Origin of the sequence: Halomonas pelophila (assembly GCF_040196315.1) — a bacterium.
In the GTDB taxonomy this organism is placed as follows: Bacteria; Pseudomonadota; Gammaproteobacteria; order Pseudomonadales; family Halomonadaceae; genus Halomonas; species Halomonas pelophila.
Map to the genome: position 1 here is coordinate 221,672 of NZ_JBEGCI010000001.1, position 20,014 is coordinate 241,685.

A 20,014-nucleotide genomic window follows, 5' to 3' on the forward strand; every position below is an offset into this window, starting at 1 on the left:
TCGTCTCGTCGCGCGCGATTCAGCGGCGATTCAGCTTGGTCCGTCAGGATGGCGGCATCAGCCATCGACGGGAGTTCCCCCCATGCCAGGTTCCGGAGTCATCCATCACCCGCTGACGCGTCGGCAGATCCTCAAGGGCGGGGCGGCGCTGGGCCTGGGCTCGGCCGCCGCCCTGGGGGTTGGCCCCAGCTGGGCCGACCCCTGGGGGCGCAGCAGCGTCTATGCCCAGGGCGCGGAGGAGGGGCCCGAGGTGGCGCTGGCCATCCGCCAGGAGACGCTGCCGATCGACGGCCGCTCGGCCCGGCCGATGACCATCAACGGCACCAGTCCCGGGCCGCTGATTCGCCTCCGGGAGGGGCAGGAGGCGGTGCTCAAGGTCACCAACCTGCTCGAGGAGCCCACCTCCATCCACTGGCACGGCCTGATCCTGCCGCCCGGCATGGACGGCGTGCCGGGGGTGAGCTTCGCCGGCATCGCCCCCGGCGAGACCTTCACCTACCGCTTCCCGGTACGCCAGAACGGCACCTACTGGTACCACAGCCACTCCGGCCTGCAGGAGCAGCTGGGCCATGCCGGTCCGCTGATCATCGATGCCGCGAAGCGCGAGCCGTTCCGCTACGACCGCGAGCACGTGCTGCTGCTCACCGACTGGACCTTCGAGGACCCGATGGCGGTCTTTCGCAACCTCAAGACTGCCGAGGGCTACTACAACGACCAGGAGCGCACCGTCGCCGACTTCTTCGCCGACGTGCGCGAGCAGGGCTTCGCCGCCACCGCCGAGATGCGCAGCATGTGGGCGAAGATGCGCATGAGCTCCCGTGACATCGCCGACGTCACCGGCAGCACCTACAGCTACCTGCTCAACGGCCACGCCCCCGAGGAGAACTGGACGGCGCTGTTCAAGGCCGGCGAGCGGATCCGCCTGCGGGTGATCAACGGCTCGGCGATGTCCTACTTCGATGTGCGCATCCCGGGACTCAAGATGACCGTGGTGGCGGCCGACGGCCAGCCCGTGCAGCCGGTCCCCGTCGATGAGTTCCGCATCGGCGTGGCCGAGACCTACGACGTGCTGGTCGCCCCCGAGGACGACACGGCCTACACCATCTTCGCCGAGACCATGGATCGCAGCGGCTACGCCCGTGCCACCCTGGCGCCCCGCGAGGGCATGAGCGCGCCACTCCCCGAGCGTCGCACCATCGCCGATCGTGGCATGGAGGCGATGGGCGCCCACGCCATGCCGGGCATGGATCATGGCGCCATGGCGGGCATGGAGGATTCTGGCGTCGAAGGGATGGCGGGGATGGACCACGGCGCCATGGCGGGCACGGGCACCGCCGGCGCCCAGGGCATGCCGGGCATGGATCACGGCACCATGGCGGGCATGGCCGGGGAGCGCCGCCGGCTGGGCGCCAACGGCCTGCTGGCGGCCGGCACGGCACAGCCGGGCTCGCGCTATGGCCAGGCGGGCATCGGCATCACGCCGGGTGAGCGCCGCACCCTGGTCTACGGCGATCTCAAGGCCTTCACCCCCTGGCCGGACCGCCGCGAGCCCGAGCGCGAGCTGGAGCTTCACCTCACCGGCAACATGGAGCGCTACATCTGGTCCTTCGACGGCAAGACCTTCAGCGAAATGACCGGGCCCCTGCACTTCCGGCACGGCGAGCGCCTGCGCCTGGTCCTGGTCAACGACACCATGATGGAGCACCCGATCCACCTCCACGGCATGTGGATGGAGCTCGAGAACGGCCACGGCGCGCTCATCCCCCGCAAGCACACCCTGAACGTCAAGCCCGGCGAGCGCGTCTCGGCGCTGATCACCGCCGATGCCGAGGGCAGCTGGGCCTTCCACTGCCACCTGCTCTACCACATGAAGGCCGGCATGTTCCGGGTCGTCCAGGTCTCGTGAGCCCGCTCTCGTCCATCAGGTTTCGCAAGGAGAACGCATGAACACCAGACACCTCATGATCGCGACCGGCGGCGCCCTGGCCCTGCTGGCGCTGCCCGCCGCCCAGGCCGAGGATGGCTATGCCGCGCCCGCCGACTGGCCGCCCCCCATGGTCAAGCATCCCCTGGGCATGGTGCTGGTCGACCGCCTCGAGTATGCCCTGCCCGATGAGGGGCCGCAGGCCCTGGTATGGGATCTGCAGGCCTGGTACGGCGGCGACGTCAACCGGGTCTACCTCAAGTCGGAGGGCGAGAACGTCCAGGGCGACGGCGAGGACGCCGAATTCGAATCGCTGGAGCTGCGCTACAGCCGGCTGATCGCCGACTTCTGGGAGCTGCAGGGCGGCCTGGGCTATCAGGGCGGGGTGGTCTCGGACGACCACGCCGAGCGCGGCTATGGCGTGGTCGGCCTGCAGGGGGTGATGCCCTACGGCATCGAGACCGACGCGGCGCTGCGCCTCAGCGACGCGGGCGATCTCTCGGCGAGCCTCGAGGGTGAGTACGACCTGCACCTGACCCAGCGCCTCAGCCTGCAGCCGCGCACCGAGATCCTCCTGGCCGCCAGCGAGGTCGAGGAATTCGGCGTCGGCGAGGGGCTCAATTCGGTGCGTCTCGGCCTGCGCCTGGGCTATGCGGTGACACGACGCGTCACGCCCTACCTGGGGGCCTACTGGGAGAAGCAGTATGGCGATACCGCCGACCTGTCCCGGGCCGACGGCGATGCCACCGAGGACAGCGGCGTCGTGGCCGGGGTCCGGCTGCTGCTGTGACCCGCCGCGGCGCGCTCCGCCTTGACCCTTGGGTCACGCAAGGGTTCTAGGCTAGGGATATCGTGACGGGCGCCGCTCTTGCCGGGGGCGAGTCGTGCCCCCTGGTGGCGAGAAGCGCGCGCCCCGTCGAGCACTTCGTGTTGGCAAGGAGACCGATGATCATGAGCCACGCTACTTCGGCATCGTCTTCCACGCTCGAGACCGCGCACCTCTACCGCATGCAGACCGACGAGCACCTCTGCCCGTTCGGCCTGAAGACCCTGGACCTGCTCCAGCGCAAGGGCTACCGGGTCGAGGACCATACCCTCGACTCGCGCGAGGCGATCGAGGCGTTCAAGGAGGAGGCCAGCGTCGACACCACGCCCCAGGTCTACATCGGCGAGACGCGGGTGGGGGGCTACGAGGAGGTCCGCGAGTATCTCGGCATGCGCGTGCCCGGCGAGCAGGAGACCAGCTACCAGCCGGTCATCGCCATCTTCGCGACCGCCCTGCTGATCGGCCTGGCGGTGAGCTGGACGGCCGACGGCACCCTCGTCTCGGGGCGCATGGTGGAATATGCGGTCGCCACCGCCATGGCCCTGCTGGGGCTCCAGAAGCTGCAGGACGTCGAAAGCTTCAGCACCATGTTCCTCAACTACGACCTGCTCGCCCAGCGCCACGTCCGCTACGGCTACGTCTACCCCTTCGCCGAGACCCTGGCCGGGGTACTGATGCTGGCCGGCGCCTTTATCTGGCTCGCCGCGCCCCTGGCGCTGTTCATCGGCACGGTGGGCGCCGTCTCGGTCTTCAAGGCCGTCTATCTCGACAAGCGCGAGCTGAAGTGCGCCTGTGTCGGCGGCAACAGCAACGTTCCCCTGGGCTTCGTCTCGCTGACCGAGAACCTGGTCATGATCGGCATGGGGCTGTGGATGCCCCTGAAGTCGCTCATCCTGTGACGCGAAGCAGCCCCGGTCGTCGATGATGGGAGGTGCCGCATGTCGAGGTGGGAACATCGCCCGGGCGTGTCGGCGGCCAAGAGGTTCACCCGGACGCGGGCGGTGCCGCGTCCCATGACGAGATGAGGTGCGCATGGATAGATTGCCCGAGTATCAGGCCAACAGCCTCTCGCTCACCGGGGCCATCGCGCTGGACCTGGTCGTGCTGAGCGGCTTCCTCTGGGTGAAGGCGATCACCGATCCCCTGGTGCTGCTCGTCGCCGCGGGTGCCATGGCCGTCATTCTGGTCGCGGAATACGTGTTTCTTTCCGGGCGTCCCGCACAAGACGCCGACCACCATGCTCCTTCGCATGAGGCGAAGGGGTATAGCAACAGGGAGGATGGAACATGACTCAGGAACACGCGCATGAGGTGACGGATCCCGTATGCGGTATGAAGGTCGATCCTCACCAGGCCGAACACCGCGCCTCCCACGAAGGGAAGACCTGGTACTTCTGTTCTGCCAGGTGCCGGCAGAAGTTCGAAGGAGACCCTGACGCCTACCTTCAGGGCGACGATGCGCCCTCCGAGCCGGCGCCGCCCGGCACGATCTACACCTGCCCGATGCATCCCGAGATTCGTCAGGAGGGCCCCGGCGACTGCCCCATCTGCGGCATGGCGCTGGAGCCCGAGACGGTCAGCGCCGATAGCGGACCTTCCGAAGAACTGAAGGACATGACCCGGCGCTTCTGGATCGGCCTGGTGCTGGCCCTGCCGGTGCTGGTGCTGGAGATGGGCGGGCACCTGGTCGACCTCGATCCGTTGATCGCCCCGCAGGTGTCGAACTGGATCCAGCTGGTGCTGGCCACGCCGGTGGTGGCCTGGGCGGGCTGGCCCTTCTTCGTTCGTGGCTGGCGTTCCCTCGAGCGGCGCAGCCTCAACATGTTCACGCTGATCGCCATCGGCACCGGAGCGGCGCTGGTCTACAGCCTGCTGGCGACGATCGTGCCGGGCATCTTCCCCGCGACCTTCCGCCAGGCCGATGGCTCGGTGGCCGTCTACTTCGAGGCATCGGCGGTGATCGTGGTGCTGGTGCTGCTGGGCCAGGTCCTGGAGCTGCGCGCCCGGGAGAAGACCTCGGGGGCGATCCGTGCGCTGCTCGACCTGGCCCCGGCCACCGCCCGACGCCTCGACGAGGGGGGCCAGGAGGAGGAGGTCTCCCTCGACCAGGTCCAGGTGGGGGATCACCTGCGGGTGCGTCCCGGCGACAAGGTGCCGCTGGACGGCGAGGTCCTGGAGGGGCGCTCCAACATCGACGAGTCGATGGTCACCGGCGAGCCGCTGGCGGTGCGCAAGGCCGCCGGGGACGGCGTGATCGGTGGCAGCATCAACGGCCAGGGCGCCTTCATCATGCGCGCCGACAAGGTGGGCCGCGACACCATGCTGTCGCAGATCGTGCAGATGGTGGCCAACGCTCAGCGCAGCCGCGCGCCCATCCAGGGGCTGGCCGACAAGGTGGCCGGCGTCTTCGTGCCGGTGGTGATCCTGGTCGCGGTGGTGGCCTTCATCGCCTGGTCTCTGTGGGGGCCGGCACCGCCCATGGCCTTCGGCCTGATCGCTGCGGTCAGCGTGCTGATCATCGCCTGCCCCTGTGCCCTGGGGCTGGCGACGCCGATGTCGATCATGGTGGGCGTGGGACGTGGGGCCCAGGCCGGGGTGCTGATCCGCGACGCCGAGGCGCTGGAGCGCCTGGAGAAGGTCGACACCGTGGTGGTCGACAAGACCGGCACCCTGACCGAAGGCAAGCCGCGGGTGACCGAGCTGCGGCCGGTCGCGGGCGGCGACGACGCCGAGCTGCTGCGGCTGGCCGCGGGGCTGGAACGCGGCAGCGAGCACCCCCTGGCGCAGGCGATCGTCGACAGGGCCAAGGAGGAAGGGCTCGCGCTCTCCGAGGCCACGGACTTCGATTCGCCCAACGGCAAGGGCGTGGTGGGCCGGGTCGAGGAGCGGCGTGTCGCCCTCGGCAATCGCCTGCTGATGGAGAGCGAGTCGGTGGATCTGGCCGAGCTGGAGGACGAGGCCGAGCGGCTGCGGGGCGATGGTGCCACCGTGATCTTCGCCGCCGTGGATGGGCGTCTGGCCGGCCTGGTGGCGATTGCCGATCCGGTCAAGGAGACCACCGGCGAGGCCATTCGCGCGCTGCAGGCCGACGGACTCCGCGTCGTCATGCTCACCGGCGACAACCGCACCTCCGCCGAGGCCGTGGCCCGCCGCCTGGGCATCGACGAAGTGCAGGCCGAGGTGCTGCCCGAGGACAAGGGGCGCGTGGTGCAGCGGCTGCGCGAGGAGGGACGGATCGTCGTGATGGCCGGCGACGGCGTCAACGACGCGCCGGCCCTGGCGACCGCCGACGTGGGCATCGCCATGGGCACCGGCACCGACGTGGCCATCGAGAGCGCCGGCGTGACCCTGCTGCGCGGCGACCTCACCGGCATCGTCGAGGCGCACCGCCTGTCCCGGGCCACCATGCGCAACATCCGCCAGAACCTCTTCTTCGCCTTCGTCTACAACGCCGCGGGGGTGCCGATCGCCGCCGGCATCCTCTATCCCGTCACCGGCCTGCTGCTGTCGCCGATCATCGCGGCGGCGGCCATGTCGCTCTCCTCGGTCAGCGTGATCGCCAATGCCCTGCGACTGCGCATGGTGGCCCTGAAGGCGGGCTGACGCTGCGCTATCGAGCCATCGACGGCCCCCGCCTGCTGCATGGCAACATCGAGACTTGATATACTCCCCCACCGAGGACGGCGGGACACCCCGCCGATCCTCCCTACCCTCGTTGGGGAGTAGCCGGTTCACGGTCAGCGTGAGCATGCCTGTCAACACAGTCGGCCAGATGCCGTGGCAGGTGTACCTCCGGGTTGGCGAGACCATCGATGGTGCGGTGCCCCAGGCCGGGCGCGCCGTGCCGTCGTGGTGTTCGCCCGGCCAGGATGTGATACAGGATGACGCTGCTCTCCACGACCTTGCTGGCCTTCTCCATGTCGACCGATGCCTTCGCCGCCGCCATCGGCAAGGGCGCCGTGCTGCGCCAGCCCCGCTTTCGCGAGGCGCTGCGCACGGGGCTGATCTTCGGCGTGATCGAGGGCGTGACGCCGCTGATCGGCTGGGTGCTGGGCTACGGGGCCTCGCGGCATATCGAGGCCTGGGACCACTGGGTGGTCTTCGCCCTGCTGCTGCTGCTGGGCGGGCGCATGATCCTCGCCGGCCTCTCCGCCCCCGAGCCGGAAGCGCAGGCGAATGAGCAGCCGCGCCGTCATGGCGGCTGGCTGCTGGTCGCCACCGCGGTGACCACCAGCATCGATGCGCTGACCGTGGGGATCGGCCTGGCCTTCATGGAGGTCAACATCCTGGTCACCGCCCTGGCCATCGGCCTGGCCACCACCCTGATGGCCACCCTGGGGGTGATGCTGGGGCGCCGCCTCGGGGCGCTGATCGGCAAGCGGGCGGAGCTGCTCGGCGGCGTCGTGCTGATCGGCATCGGCACCGCCATCCTGCAGGATCACATGGGCCTCTGGTAGGCCCGGCCAGTCGGCGCATCCCGCCGGTCCTCGCAAACGAAACGCCCCGGCTTGGTGCCGGGGCGTTGGCGTCTCTGGGCCGTCCTTCGCTCAGGGCGCGATGCGCGCGCTGGCGTCGGTGAAGCCCATCAGCGAGATGTCCAGGTCCATGCGGTTGCCGCGCGGGCCGACCAGGCTCAGCGTCGCGCTGCTGCCGCCGCGCAGGTCGCTGAGCAGCGACGGCGGCACCGGCAGGTCGGCGCGGCAGCCCTGCTGCAGGCAGACCTGATAGGGGAACTGGGCCGGCTCGCCGCCGCCCACGCTCAGCTGCAGGCCCGCGGCGAGGCGCACGCCCAGCGGCAGCAGGAAGGTCATCGCCGGGCGACCCTCGAGCTCCGGCGGGTAGCCCAGGATCACCCGCATCAGCGGATCGTTGCTGTTCGGGTTGGTGACCAGCTGGCTCATGGTGCAGGGGCCCTGGTTGCCCTCGGGCGGGCAGAGCACCTGCCAGTCGCGGAACTGCTCGGTCTGGACATTGGCCCCGGCGGCGCCCGGCGTCGCCTGTTGGGCGAAGGCGCTGGGCGCGACGGCCAGCAGCGACAGCAGCAGGGTCGTGCACAGGCGTCGGGTCAGACGGTTCGACATCGGTGTTTCCTCCTTGGCCTTCGGGGCCATCAATGCTCGGTGGGGCGCGGCGTTCGGGTCTTGCCCGCTGCGGAGAAGAACTCCATCGCGGCGAGAATCCCGAAGCGAGAGCACAACCATGCCTGTTCGGCCTGGCGAGGTCGAGCCCGGACGCCGCCCGGACTCGATGTGCGGGCGCGATGCGCGAGCCTGGCTCGCGCATCGCGCCCCGGTGAAGGAAGTGGCCCTTCCCCGGCACGGCCGGGGAAGGCCAGGGTCAGCCTCGCGGCTCGGAGAGCAGTCCCTTGATGATGGCGTAGCAGGCCGCGAGCAGGACCAGCGTGAACGGCAGGCCGGTGGTGATCACCGCCGTCTGCAGCGCGGCCAGGCCGCCACCCAGCAGCAGGGCGATGGCGATCACGCCCTCGATGATGGCCCAGAACATGCGCTGCGGCTTGGGCGCATCGACCTTGCCGCCGGCGGTGATGGAGTCGATCACCAGCGAGCCGGAATCCGAGGAGGTGATGAAGAACACCATCACCAGGATGATCCCCACGAACGACGTGATCGAGGTCAGCGGCAGCTGGCCCAGCATCGTGAACAGCTGCAGCTCGAGCGCCGCATCCTTGACGCCCTGGAAGTTGTCGGTGATCACCTGATCGATGGCGGTGCCGCCGAAGGCGGTCATCCACAGCACCGAGACCAGCGACGGCACCAGCAGCACGGCGATCAGGAATTCACGCACGCTGCGGCCGCGGCTGACGCGGGCGATGAACATGCCGACGAACGGGGACCAGGAGATCCACCAGGCCCAGTAGAAGGCGGTCCAGCCCTGGCTGAAGTTGGCATCCTCACGCCCGAAGGGCATCGACAGCGCCGGCAGGTGGACCAGGTAGGCGCTCAGGTTCTCGAAGAAGCCGGTGGCGATGGCCAGTGTCGGGCCGACGGCAATCACGAACGCCAGCAGCAGGAAGGCCAGCACCATGTTGAGCTGGGAGAGGCGCTGCACGCCCTTGTCGACACCGGCCATGACGGACAGCAGCGCCACTGCGCTGATGCCGATGATCAGCAGCACCATGGTGACGTTGTTGTTGGGAATGTCGAACAGGAAGCCCAGGCCGGCAGACGCCTGTGAGGCCCCCAGGCCGAGCGAGGTCGCCAGGCCGAACAGGGTCGCGAACACCGCCAGGATGTCGATCACATGGCCCGGCCAGCCCCAGATCCGCTCACCCAGGATCGGGTAGAAGATCGAGCGCATGGTCAGCGGCAGGCCCTTGTTGAAGGAGAACAGCGCCAGGGCCAGTGCCACCACCGCATAGATGCCCCAGGGGTGCAGGCCCCAGTGGAAGATGGTGGCCGCCATGGCCAGCGAGATCGCCCCGTCGGTGTCACCGGCGGCGGCGGCCAGCGGTGCCCAGTCGGTCCGCGCGCCGTTCTCCATGCTGGTGCCGCCCAGAGCGGTACCGAAGTGGGTCAAGGGCTCCGAGACGCCATAGAACATCAGGCCGATGCCCATGCCGGCGGCGAACAGCATCGCGAACCAGCCCGTGTAGCTGAAGTCCGGCGTGGCGTGCGCCCCGCCGATCCGGATCTTGCCCAGGGGCGTGAAGATCAGCCCCACGGCGAGGATCACGAAGACGTTGGCGGCGAGCAGGAAGAACCAGGACATGTTGCCGGTCAGGAAGGCGAAGACCGCATCGAAGATCGGCTCGACCTGGTCCTGCAGGGCCAGGGTGATGAAGACGAAGAACAGGATCGTCAGGGCGGATATCGAGAACACCTTGCCGTGCAGATCGACGTCGAGGCCGAATCGGCGAGTGGTCACGTTGTCCTGGCCGATCACGTAGTCGGTATCGATCATGTTCGCCGGGCCTTCCGGCTTGGGCACGCCGTCAGAGACGGGGGCAGCCTTGCCCTTGGGCGCATTGGGGGAGTCATTTTCCACGGGGAAATCTCCGATGGGTGAACGAAAGGGGCGCGCGCACGTATTCGCGGTCACGCCGACGTGGCGAGTGTCGGGCTGCTATCGCCCGGCGAGAGCGGCCGCGAGGCCGATGGAAGGCTGTACAAGTGCCGTGTGTGCCACGTCCACGGGGACCATGATTGTCTTGAACATGTTCGGGACTCCTTGCGGGCTGTCTCTAGAACTATGTTAGCTAAGGTTTCTCTACGTCACGATCTGTGAGTCCGAATAGCCGATTTAGTCTGAGGATTCGCCAGGAAAAATGCCACTTTGAGGCCTCAACGCTCGGCGCCGGCGGCCGGTGCCACGATGACGGCTAAGCGCGACACGGGATCGCGCGGGCCGCGATCCCCCTTCACGAAGCGGGGGCGGCCCGTTACGCTGCTCTACATGTTTCTCAGCCCTATACGTTTCAGTCCCATACCCGTCAGCCCCACACCCGTCATGTCATCTTGAGGAGGCCCCGTGGCCATTTCCTGCTATGCCGACCTGCTGGACGAGGCGCGCGCTCAGCCCGAGCCCCAGCGCCTGCTGTTCGTCTTCACCCGCGCCGAACTGCCCGACCACCCCAGCGAGGAGCAGCGGCGCCGCTTCGAGGAGGGCGAGGGCGGCGTGCTGCCCCCGGTGGTCTGCGTCGACAAGGCCCCCGAGGAGCTGACCGACATGGCGGCGCTGGTCGCGGAGTCCCGCGAGACCGGCGCCGAGTGGGACATCGTCTTCGTGGCGGCCCTGGCCGGCCAGAACGCCGAGGCAGAGGCCGAGCAGCACCTCAACCGCATGGTGGAGTCGCTGAAGATGGGCAATGTCGCGTCCTTCCTGGCCTTCGACCGCCAGGGCGAGGCGGTGAGCCTCGGCTGACCCCCCCCCCCTTACCATGGGTCATAGGGTTGAATTATCAGATCCATGGCACCATTCAATTTACGCTATCAAAAGATACGGGCTACCATGCGCCTCGTATCGCCGCCAATCACTCAACGAAAGTCGAAAGGAGCATCACCGAATGTCCCTGCTGAACACCGAAGTCAAGCCGTTCAACGCCACCGCCTACCACAACGGCGAATTCGTCGACGTGTCCGACGAGAGCCTCAAGGGTCAGTGGAGCGTCTTCTTCTTCTACCCGGCCGACTTCACCTTCGTCTGCCCGACCGAGCTGGGTGACCTGGCCGACAACTACGAAGAGTTCAAGAAGCTGGGCGTCGAGATCTACAGCGTCTCCACCGACACCCACTTCACCCACAAGGCGTGGCACGACAGCTCCGAGACCATCAACAAGCTGACCTACCCGATGATCGCCGACCCGACTCACGCCATCTCGCGCAACTTCGAGGTGCTGATCGAGGACGCGGGCATCGCCGAGCGCGGCACCTTCGTGGTCGACCCGGACGGCAAGATCCAGATCATCGAGCTGAACGCCGGCAACATCGGCCGTAACGCCGAAGAGCTGCTGCGCAAGGTCAAGGCCGCCCAGTACGTGCGCGCCAACCCGAACGAAGTCTGCCCGGCCAAGTGGGAAGAAGGCGAAGCGACCCTCTCTCCCTCTCTGGACCTGGTTGGCAAGATCTAAGCGATCTGCCCCTGCCGGCGAGGCCCCTCACGGCCTCGCCTGTCCCCACCCGGGCATCCCCTGCCCGGGTCCCGATTCAGAAGCTTGAGTAAACCGAGGCGCCCCGCGCGGGCAGCCACGGCACCCTCATGCCTCCGCCCCGACACCCGAACATGAAGGAATGCCGCTGTCATGTTGGACGACAATCTGAAAAGCCAGCTCAACGCCTATCTGCAGAAGGTCACTCAGCCGTTCGAGATCGTCGCGTCCCTCGATGATGGCGACAAGTCCCGAGAACTGCACGGCCTGCTGACCGACATCGTCGGGCTGACCGACAAGATCACCCTCAAGCTCGACGGCCAGGATGCCCGCACGCCGTCCTTCGCCCTGAACCGTCCCGGCGAGGAGAGCGGCGTGGTCTTCGCCGGCATTCCCATGGGTCACGAGTTCACCTCGCTGGTGCTGGCGCTGCTGCAGATCGGCGGCCATCCGCCCAAGGCCTCCGAGGAGGTGATCGAGCAGATCAAGGGTCTCGACGGCGAGATGCGCTTCGAGACCTACTTCTCGCTCTCCTGCCAGAACTGCCCGGATGTGGTCCAGGCGCTGAACCTGATGGCGATCCTCAACCCGAACGTCCATCACGTGGCCATCGACGGCGCGCTGTTCCAGGACGAGGTGAAGGCGCGCGAGATCATGTCGGTGCCGAGCGTCTACCTCAACGGCGAGCCCTTCGACCAGGGGCGCATGAGCCTGGAGCAGATTCTCGCCAAGGTGGACACCGGCGCCGCCAAGCGCGAGGCCGCCAAGCTCAACGACAAGGACACCTTCGACACCCTGATGATCGGCGGCGGTCCTGCCGGTGCCGCGGCGGCGGTCTATGCCGCGCGCAAGGGCATCCGTACCGGCGTGGCCGCGGAGCGCTTCGGCGGCCAGGTGCTCGATACGATGGGCATCGAGAACCTCATCTCCGTGCCCCGCACCGAGGGCCCCAAGCTGGCCGCGGCGCTGGAGGAGCACGTCAAGGAGTATGAGGTCGACATCATGAACCTGCAGCGGGCTGTCCAGCTGGTGCCTGGCCAGCCGGGCGAGGAGCACGAGGTGGCGTTCGAGTCCGGTGCCCGCCTCCGCGCCAAGACCCTGGTGCTCGCCACCGGCGCCCGCTGGCGCGAGATGGGCGTGCCCGGCGAGGCCGAGTACCGCAACAAGGGCGTGGCCTACTGCCCTCACTGCGACGGCCCGCTGTTCAAGGGCAAGCGCGTGGCGGTGATCGGCGGCGGTAATTCCGGCGTCGAGGCGGCCATCGACCTGGCCGGCATCGTCGGCCACGTCACCCTGATCGAGTTCATGGACGAGATGCGCGCCGACGCGGTGCTGCAGAAGAAGCTCCGGAGCCTGCCCAACGTCGAGATCATCCTCGGTGCCCGCACCACCGAGGTGAATGGCGACGGCAAGCGTGTCGACGGCCTGACCTATGAGGAGCGCGCCACCGGCGAGCTGCGCCGGGTCGAGCTGGAGGGCATCTTCGTGCAGATCGGCCTGGTGCCCAACACCGAGTGGCTCAAGGAGTCGCCCATCGAGCTCTCCGAGCGCGGCGAGATCGTCGTCGATGCCCGCGGCATGACCTCGATCCCCGGCATCTTCGCCGCCGGCGACGTGACCACCGTGCCCTACAAGCAGATCGTCATCGCCATGGGCGAGGGCTCCAAGGCCGCCCTCGGCGCCTTCGATCACCTGATCCGCAGCTGATCGCGGCCGGGTGCCAGTCGCCCGGGCACGTCACGCCGCCCCTGCCGGCCCTGCCGGCGGGGGCGTTGTCGTTGTTCAGTCCAGAAATCGACCCAGTGGCCGGCGCTCAGCCGTGCAGCCAGAGAAAGGGCAGCAGCGAGACGGCGAGCACGCCGGCGACCAGCAGGGCCAGCAGCAGCGTGCGGATCGGCCGGCGCTTGAGGCGCCGCCACAGGGTCGGCGCCTCGCCTTGGGCGGCGAGGCGGGCGTGCTCGTCGCGCATCCGCTCGCCGAGTGTCTGCTGGTAGGCGTCGATCAGCGACCGGGCCTGCTCGCGCTGGGCCTCGTCGCGCAGCCAGATGGCCGCCACGCCGAGCCCCCAGAAGCCGGCCCGCGTCTCGTAGGTCGCGATGGCGTGCTCGTCGAGCAGCCGACGCACCTCCTCGGCCTCCTCGTCGGGCACGTTGCCCAGGTGAAACAGCAGTTTGGCCATCGTGCCCTCCGTCAGTCGTTGCGTTCGTCGCCGCCCGGGGCGGGCGCCTGTGCGCAGAGGCGGCGCATGCGCGCGATCGCCTCGCCGGCACCCGTCAGGTCGAAGGCCATGTACCAGGGATCGTCCTCGCCGCGCATGATGCGCAGGCGCAGCAGCTCGCCGTCTGCCATCTCGTCGAGCAGCAGGTCCAGTTCGGGCAGCGCGATGCGCACGTAGAAGCCGCGGTCGCCGCGCTCGGTGACGAAGGCGGCACGGCCGCTGTGGATGGGCGCATGATCGACGCGCAGGTCGGCGGGCACACGGTTCACCGTGGCGCTCTCGGGCTGGTAGGCGTCGAGCTCCACGCGAAGCTCCAGCCAGGGCAGGTCGCAGGCCCCGGCGCTGGCGTTGACGCTGAAGATTGAATCGCCGTAGCTCTGCTGGTCGATGGCGCGGAAGTGGCGCGCCTCGCCGAGCGACAGGGCCAGGGAGTGCCAGCCGCCATGGGCCCGGGTGTCACTGGTGTTGTAGTTCGTGGCCGCGGCGGGGCCGGCCAGCAGCAGGCATAGCGTAAAGAATAGCGCCAGCAGCAGGGGCGGGGTGAGACGGGAACGGCGCGGCATGACGGGGCTTCCTCGGACCGGGAGGTGCCCGAGGCTAGCATGGCGCGGCGGGGCTGTCTTGCGCTCCGCCGGTGGTAGCAGGGCAAGTGCAGTTGGATATCACGAGGAGCGCCGGGGGCAGGTCAAAGAGGAGGTCTTTTGCCAAGGAGGGCAAAAGTAGCGCCCAGGGACGGGTCCACAGCGCCTCCTCGCAGACCTGTCGACGGATCAGCTTCGAGCGACAATGCTAACGGCGATAGCCCTACCGGTGACAGGGCCGCCTCGCTCAGTGGGCGCTGTGCGCGTCCCTGTTGGCCATGGTGCCGCCTAGCTCGCCGCGCCCCAGGCGCCCCAGCAGGTCGAGATCGATCTCATCGAAGGCCACCAGCCTGCCGCCATGCTCGTCGCGGAAGGCCTCGGCATCGCCGCGTTCGGCGAAGGAGGCCAGGGTGTGGCCCATGGCGCCGCGGCGGTCGTGGCCGACCACGTACCAGGCGTCGCTGGCCGACACGAAGGCCTCGTCGGCGGGCTGCTCCCAGGTCGTCTTGCCGATGTCGTGGACATAGGCGTGGGAGAGGCGGGTCTCGTTCTCGGGCTGCTTGAGGAAGGTGAAGAGCTCCAGGGTGGAGCAGAACTTGCTCGGCGCCTCCTGCCCCTTCAGGAAGGCCTCGCCCTTGGGGCCGGGAAAGGTCTGGATCAGCATGCCGCAGACGTGACAGCTGTCGCCGTCCTCGAGGGGCACCGGGGCGGCGAGGGTCTCGGGACCGGACTCGCTGCACCCGGTGAGCAGCACGAGGAGCAGCGTCAGCAGGATAGATAAACGGGGCATGGGAAGACTCCGGAGCGCAGGGGTGGCCTCAGGCCGAACGGTGGCGGAAACGCAGCAGGGCCAGGCCCAGCGGGACCAGTATCCAGGCCATCAGGATCGGCACCAGCACGGCGGGCTGGAAGGCGCCGCCCTCGGCGATGGCGGTCAGGCCGATGTAGCTGCGGGCCGCCTCGAAGCCGGCCAGATTGATCAGTCGGAAGCACTCGGTGGGATTGAGCAGCAGCAGCCAGGGCAGCCAGTCGCCGCCCTGCTCGACGCTGACCAGCAGGGCCAGCAGCCCCAGGTCGAAGACCAGCACGAAGAGAAACCACACCACCAGGGCGAGGCCGGCGGCCCGGGCCTTCTCGGTGACACAGACGCTGATCAGGTAGGCGAAGGCGATGAAGACCCAGCCCAGCAGCACGCTGCTGGCGATCAGCAGGCCCATGCCGGTGACCAGTTCGGGGAGCGGCACGCCATCGGCGGCCAGCGCGATCACCGCCCCGGCGATACCGAAGCCCAGCGTCGTCGCGGCCCCGAGGATCAGGCCGTGGCCGAGGAACTTGCCGAGCAGCAGCGAGGTGCGACTGATGGGGTAGGTGAGCAGCAGCAGCAGGGTGCCGGCCTCCTGCTCGCCCACCACGGCATCGTAGGCCAGCAGCAGGGCGATCAGCGGAATCAGAAACACCGCCAGGGTGGCCAGGCTGACCAGGGTCGTGGCCAGGGAGGTGAAGCCCAGCCCACCGCTGGCCGCGGCCCCGAACCAGGCAATGCCCACGGCCAGCAGGGCCAGCACCAGGGCGATGGCCAGCACCCAGCGGTTGCGCAGGCCGTCGCGGAACTCCTTGCCGGCGATGGTCAGGATGGCGGTCATCGGGCGTCTCCCGAGGCGGGCCCCCGCGGGGCAGGCGGCGCCGCGGAGAAGTGGGTGTAGAGGTGCTCCAGGGTCGGTGGCAGCAGCTCGATGTCCTGCACGCCGGGCAGGGCGGTCAGGCGGCGCAGCACGGCGAGCTTGGCGTCGGTGGGCACCGAGAGCGTCACTTCGTGCCCGTTGACGGGCCTGGCCTCGATACGTGGATCCTCCCAGCCCTGCCGCCAGTCGTCGTCGCGCATGGCCCCCCAGGCGCGGATGGTCAGCGGCAGCGACGCCTGCCGGCGCAGGGCCTCCATGTCGCCCAGCGCCAGGCGTCGTCCCCCGCCCAGGATCAGGGCGCGATCGATGTAGGGCTCCACCCCGGGGAGCATGTGGGAGGAGAGCAGCACCGTGCAGCCCCGCTCTCGCAGCTCGCGCACCGTGTCGTAGAAGTCGCGGGTGGCGGCGGGGTCGAGCCCGGTGGTGGGTTCGTCCAGCAGCAGCAGGCGCGGCTCGCCGAGCAGCGCCTGGGCCAGCCCCAGGCGCTGGCGCATGCCCTTGGAGTAGGTCTTCACGCGCCGGTGGGCGGCGGGGCCCAGGCCGACCCGCTCGAGCAGTGCCTCGACCTGGCGGCGATCGACGCGCTTGAGGCGGGCGAAGTAGTCGAGCACCTCGCGGCCGCTGAGCTGCTCGTAGAAGCTGACGTTCTCGGGCAGGTAGCCCAGCCGTCGGCGCAGGGTCTCGGCATGGGGGCCGTCGGGGGCGCCACCGAGCACCGAGACGCGCCCGGCACTGGGCGAGAGCAGCCCGAGGATCAGGTGCATGATGGTGGTCTTGCCGGCGCCGTTGTGGCCGAGCAGGGCCAGCACCTCGCCCTCGTTGACCGAGAGGTCGAGGGCGTCGAGGCGGACCAGGTCGCCGTGGCGCTTGGTCACGCCCTGAAAATCGATCACCGCGGTCATGCGTCGGCGTCTCCGAGGTTGTGGTGATTCGAGCCGGGGGCAGCCGTGTCGGGTTCCGTCATCAGGGGGGCGCTGTCCTTGACCCCCTGGGGGCGGAACACCGGGAACTGGCGCTGTATCCAGCGCAGCGCGAGCACCGCGGGGCTGTCCATCAGCAGGCGGGCGACCGGGTAGCGCCACAGCAGACGGTCCATGGCATCGTTGGGCTCGAAGGGGGTGTCGCCGATGCCGTCGCCGGCGAGATCCCAGCCCAGGTAGTTGCTCCAGTAGTTGCCCTGGCCCGCCTCGGACCACTCCTGGGTGCGGGTGGCCACGTACATTACCTGCTGATGGTTGTCGACGAAGGCGTTGCCCACCACCGTGTTGTCCTCGGAGCCGGCGGTGAGATGGATGCCGATGTCGCTGTCGGCGAAGCGGTTGCCCTCGAAGCGATTGTACTGGGCGTTGTAGACGAACAGCGCCTTGCCCTCGCCGCCACTGACCAGCCCCTGGCCCTGGGCATCCCGGCGCTGCTGGATGCCGGTGACGCGGTTGTCGCGCAGCGTGGAGTGGGTGATGTTGTTCATCAGGATGCCGTAGTGGCGGTCGTTATCCGAGCGGTTGCCGATCACCGTCAGCCGCTTGGACTGCATCAGGGCGAAGCCGGTGCGGGTGTCCCGGGTGACATTGTCCACCAGACGATTGTCGTGGGCGTACATGTAGTGCACGCCGTAGCGCAGGTCTTCCATGTGATTGCCGCGCAGCAGGCTGTCGCGGCTGGTATCGATGTAGATGCCGTCGCGGGTGCGGCGGATGTCGTTGCCCTCCACCCGGACATCCACGACGTTGAACAGGTGGATACCGTTGCCGCGATCCTGGGAGCGCAACGTGGCGTCGCCGCGAATGACGTTGTCGAGGACCTGCACGTCTCTCACGCCGTCCAGCCAGATGCCGAAGGCGGGGCCCGTGAGGCGCGAGTCGCGTATCACGCTGCCGGCGGCGCGCTCCTCGACGAAGATGCCGGCATCCATTTCGGTCAGGTTGGCACCCCAGTTCTCGATGGTCAGGCCCTCGAGCACGATGCTCGGGGCGGCGAGCACCATGGCGTGACCCTCGCCGCCGCCGTCGATCACCGCCCCCGGCTCGCCCGAGAGGGTCAGCGTACGGTCGATGGTCACGGGGCCGGGGTAGCGGCCTTCGGGCAGCATCAGGCGGTCGCCGCCGCTGGCCTGGTCGACCAGCGGCTGCAGCGGCTCGCCGGGGCGGGCCGTCCAGTCGGCGGCCAGCAGGTCGCCCGGCAGCCACGCGAGCAGCCAGGCGACAAGAAACAGTCGGGGGACGACGCGAGTCTGTCGTCGGGTCATGCGTCTCTCCGGGAAAGGGGGCCGGGCGTGCCCGGCCCCTTGTCACGAGGCCTGGCGATCAGGCCTTCTCGACCAGCATGCGGCCGGTCATCTCCATGTGCATGGCATGGCAGAACCAGGAGCAGTAGTACCAGTACACCCCGGGCTTGTCGGCGGTAAAGGTGACGCTGGAGGTCTGCTGCGGGCCAATCTCCATGGAGGCGCCGTGGTTGACCATCACGAAGCCGTGGGTCAGATCCTCCACCTGGTCGAGGTTGGTGACCACCACGGTCACCTCGTCGCCCTGCTTGACCTTGAACTCGGTCAGGCCGAACTGCGGGGCTACCGAGGTCATGTAGACCCGCACCTGGTTGCCGTCGCGGATCACCTTGTTGTCGCTCTCGAGGGTGACCCCGTCCGCCTCGGCCATGGCACGCGTCTCGGCGAAGAACGGATCGTCGCGCGTCCAGGTCCGGCTCGGGTTGAGCTGATCGGCGCGCAGCAGGATGCAGTCGTGGGGCTCGGCGAAGGTGGGGCCATCGTGGACCAGCTTCATCTCCTCGCCGGAGATGTCGATCAGCTGATCGTTCTCCGGGTGCAGCGGACCCACCGGCAGGAAGCGGTCCTTGGAGAACTTGGAGAGCACCACCAGCCACTTGCCGTCGGCGTCCTTGGACTCGGTGAGGCTGGCATGGTTGTGGCCCGGCTGATAGTGGACGTCGAGCTTCTGGCGCAGGTAGTTCACGTCCTCGCCGTTATAGGCGCGGATGGCGTCCTCGATGTTCCACTTGGCCACCTGGCTGTCGATGAACAGCGTGGTATAGGCGTTGCCGCGACCGTCGTAGGTGGTGTGCAACGGTCCCAGGCCCAGCTCCGGTTCGCCGACCACGGCGTCGCGGGGCTCGATGGTGTCGTCGAACAGCTCGGGCAGCTTGTCGATGGCGATGATCGAGCAGGTCGGCGAGAGCTTGCCGTTGGCGATGAAGTACTTGCCGTCCGGCGAGGTATTCAGGCCGTGGGGGTTCTTGGGCACCGGAATGTAGCGGGTCAGCTTCGAGCCCTTGCGGCCGTCGAGGACCGGCACCTCGCTGTCGCCGAGGGTCTCGAACTCGCCGGCGGCCACGGCGGCCTCGATGGCCTCGACGTCGAACACCACCACCCAGTCGCGCTCGGCGCGCATGGTATCGGCCAGCGTCATGCCCTTCTCGGAGTTGTAGCAGGTCGAGGCCACGAAGCGGCCGGTGTAGTCGGCATCGGTGTTATCGAGGTTGCCATCGACGATCACCTGCCACGCCACGTCCATGCTCTCGGCATCGATGGCGTTGAACATGGTGAAGTAATTCTCCGGGCTCTCCAGGTCGCGGCCGTCGTTGATCTGCGGGATCGGCAGCTCGGCATTGGCGAAGACGTACTTGGTGTGCGGCACCTTCTGCAGGCGCAGGCCGTGGATCGCCTGCACGTTGGGAATGCTGGTGATCTTGTCCGTCTTCATGATGTCGAGACGGATGCGCGCCACCCGGGTGTTGGCCTTGTCGTTGATGAACAGGTACTTGCCGTCGTAGCTGCCATCGGTCATGGAGATGTGCGGATGATGGCAGTCGCCGTTGAGGAAGCGTGACGAGTCGCCGAGGATGCGCTTCGACTCGTTGGTGATGCCCCAGCCGGTGGCGCTGTCGACGTTGAAGACCGGAATGCGCATCAGCTCGCGCATGGAGGGGATGCCCAGTACCCGCACCTCCCCCTGGTGGCCGCCGCTCCAGAAGCCGTAGTACTCGTCGAGTTCGCCGGGGGCGATCTCGATGCCGTTCTCGGCGGCGTGCGCCTCGCGGCTGCTCATCAGCGCGCTGGCACCGAAGCCGCCGGCGAGGCCGGCGCCGGCGACGCCGGTCACCGCGCTATTACGCAGGAAGTGGCGGCGGCCGAGGCTTTCGATCTCTTTTTTCTTGTCTACCATG

18 protein-coding genes are annotated in these 20,014 nt (G+C 68.4%); 9 read left to right on the plus strand and 9 right to left on the minus strand.

The window, feature by feature from the left end; translation table 11 throughout:
• Nucleotides 1-82: 82 nt before the first annotated feature.
• The 6 genes from ABE957_RS01025 to mntP all read left to right on the plus strand — a co-directional run bounded on the left by ABE957_RS01025 (nt 83) and on the right by mntP (nt 7,206).
• Nucleotides 83-1,906, plus strand: a complete 1,824-nt coding sequence (locus ABE957_RS01025) for a copper resistance system multicopper oxidase (RefSeq protein WP_349756783.1) — start codon at nt 83-85, stop codon at nt 1,904-1,906.
• Nucleotides 1,907-1,943: 37 nt separating this feature from the next.
• Nucleotides 1,944-2,714 carry a copper resistance protein B gene (locus ABE957_RS01030; RefSeq protein ID WP_349756784.1) on the plus strand — a complete coding sequence of 257 codons (771 nt, stop codon included), beginning with the start codon at nt 1,944-1,946 and terminating at the stop codon, nt 2,712-2,714.
• Nucleotides 2,715-2,875: 161 nt separating this feature from the next.
• Nucleotides 2,876-3,649, plus strand: a complete 774-nt coding sequence (locus ABE957_RS01035; RefSeq protein WP_349756785.1) for a glutaredoxin family protein — start codon at nt 2,876-2,878, stop codon at nt 3,647-3,649.
• A 133-nt stretch (nt 3,650-3,782) separates the two neighbouring features.
• Nucleotides 3,783-4,040, plus strand: coding sequence for a hypothetical protein (locus ABE957_RS01040; RefSeq protein WP_349756786.1), 258 nt, complete (start codon nt 3,783-3,785; stop codon nt 4,038-4,040).
• Nucleotides 4,037-6,352 carry a heavy metal translocating P-type ATPase gene (locus tag ABE957_RS01045; protein WP_349756787.1) on the plus strand — a complete coding sequence of 772 codons (2,316 nt, stop codon included), beginning with the start codon at nt 4,037-4,039 and terminating at the stop codon, nt 6,350-6,352. Before ABE957_RS01040 ends, ABE957_RS01045 begins: the two co-directional genes overlap by 4 nt.
• Before the next feature lie 278 nt (nt 6,353-6,630).
• Complete coding sequence (gene mntP / locus ABE957_RS01050) at nt 6,631-7,206, plus strand: manganese efflux pump MntP (RefSeq protein ID WP_349756788.1); 576 nt, start codon at nt 6,631-6,633, stop codon at nt 7,204-7,206.
• A 90-nt stretch (nt 7,207-7,296) separates the two neighbouring features.
• Here the strand turns inward: mntP and ABE957_RS01055 are convergent, their stop codons facing one another.
• Nucleotides 7,297-7,830 (minus strand): invasion associated locus B family protein, encoded by a 534-nt coding sequence (locus ABE957_RS01055; protein WP_349756789.1) that lies wholly within the window; start codon nt 7,828-7,830, stop codon nt 7,297-7,299.
• A gap of 256 nt (nt 7,831-8,086) precedes the next feature.
• The gene (locus ABE957_RS01060) at nt 8,087-9,670 is read right to left on the minus strand and encodes a BCCT family transporter (protein WP_349756942.1); all 1,584 of its coding nucleotides are present in this window, start codon (nt 9,668-9,670) and stop codon (nt 8,087-8,089) included.
• Nucleotides 9,671-10,237: 567 nt separating this feature from the next.
• Between ABE957_RS01060 and ABE957_RS01065 the strand changes: the two genes are divergently transcribed.
• From ABE957_RS01065 to ahpF, 3 genes are all read left to right on the plus strand, one after another.
• Nucleotides 10,238-10,630: a ribonucleotide reductase subunit alpha gene (locus tag ABE957_RS01065; RefSeq protein WP_349756790.1), complete on the plus strand. Its 393-nt coding sequence runs from the start codon at nt 10,238-10,240 to the stop codon at nt 10,628-10,630.
• 142 nt (nt 10,631-10,772) lie between these two features.
• Nucleotides 10,773-11,336 carry an alkyl hydroperoxide reductase subunit C gene (ahpC, locus tag ABE957_RS01070; RefSeq protein ID WP_349756791.1) on the plus strand — a complete coding sequence of 188 codons (564 nt, stop codon included), beginning with the start codon at nt 10,773-10,775 and terminating at the stop codon, nt 11,334-11,336.
• A 171-nt stretch (nt 11,337-11,507) separates the two neighbouring features.
• Nucleotides 11,508-13,061, plus strand: a complete 1,554-nt coding sequence (ahpF, locus tag ABE957_RS01075; protein WP_349756792.1) for an alkyl hydroperoxide reductase subunit F — start codon at nt 11,508-11,510, stop codon at nt 13,059-13,061.
• Nucleotides 13,062-13,167: 106 nt separating this feature from the next.
• Here the strand turns inward: ahpF and ABE957_RS01080 are convergent, their stop codons facing one another.
• From ABE957_RS01080 to nosZ, 7 genes are all read right to left on the minus strand, one after another.
• Nucleotides 13,168-13,533, minus strand: coding sequence for a DUF6164 family protein (locus ABE957_RS01080; RefSeq protein ID WP_349756793.1), 366 nt, complete (start codon nt 13,531-13,533; stop codon nt 13,168-13,170).
• Nucleotides 13,534-13,544: 11 nt separating this feature from the next.
• Nucleotides 13,545-14,135 (minus strand): hypothetical protein, encoded by a 591-nt coding sequence (locus tag ABE957_RS01085; RefSeq protein WP_349756794.1) that lies wholly within the window; start codon nt 14,133-14,135, stop codon nt 13,545-13,547.
• A gap of 265 nt (nt 14,136-14,400) precedes the next feature.
• Nucleotides 14,401-14,943: a nitrous oxide reductase accessory protein NosL gene (locus tag ABE957_RS01090; RefSeq protein WP_349756795.1), complete on the minus strand. Its 543-nt coding sequence runs from the start codon at nt 14,941-14,943 to the stop codon at nt 14,401-14,403.
• 28 nt (nt 14,944-14,971) lie between these two features.
• The gene (locus ABE957_RS01095; RefSeq protein ID WP_349756797.1) at nt 14,972-15,796 is read right to left on the minus strand and encodes an ABC transporter permease; all 825 of its coding nucleotides are present in this window, start codon (nt 15,794-15,796) and stop codon (nt 14,972-14,974) included.
• The gene (locus ABE957_RS01100) at nt 15,793-16,737 is read right to left on the minus strand and encodes an ABC transporter ATP-binding protein (RefSeq protein ID WP_349756799.1); all 945 of its coding nucleotides are present in this window, start codon (nt 16,735-16,737) and stop codon (nt 15,793-15,795) included. Before ABE957_RS01100 ends, ABE957_RS01095 begins: the two co-directional genes overlap by 4 nt.
• Complete coding sequence (locus ABE957_RS01105) at nt 16,734-18,080, minus strand: nitrous oxide reductase family maturation protein NosD (protein ID WP_349756801.1); 1,347 nt, start codon at nt 18,078-18,080, stop codon at nt 16,734-16,736. Before ABE957_RS01105 ends, ABE957_RS01100 begins: the two co-directional genes overlap by 4 nt.
• Nucleotides 18,081-18,138: 58 nt before the next feature.
• The gene (gene nosZ / locus ABE957_RS01110) at nt 18,139-20,013 is read right to left on the minus strand and encodes a TAT-dependent nitrous-oxide reductase (protein WP_349756802.1); all 1,875 of its coding nucleotides are present in this window, start codon (nt 20,011-20,013) and stop codon (nt 18,139-18,141) included.
• Between the last annotated feature and the right edge of the window lies 1 nt (nt 20,014).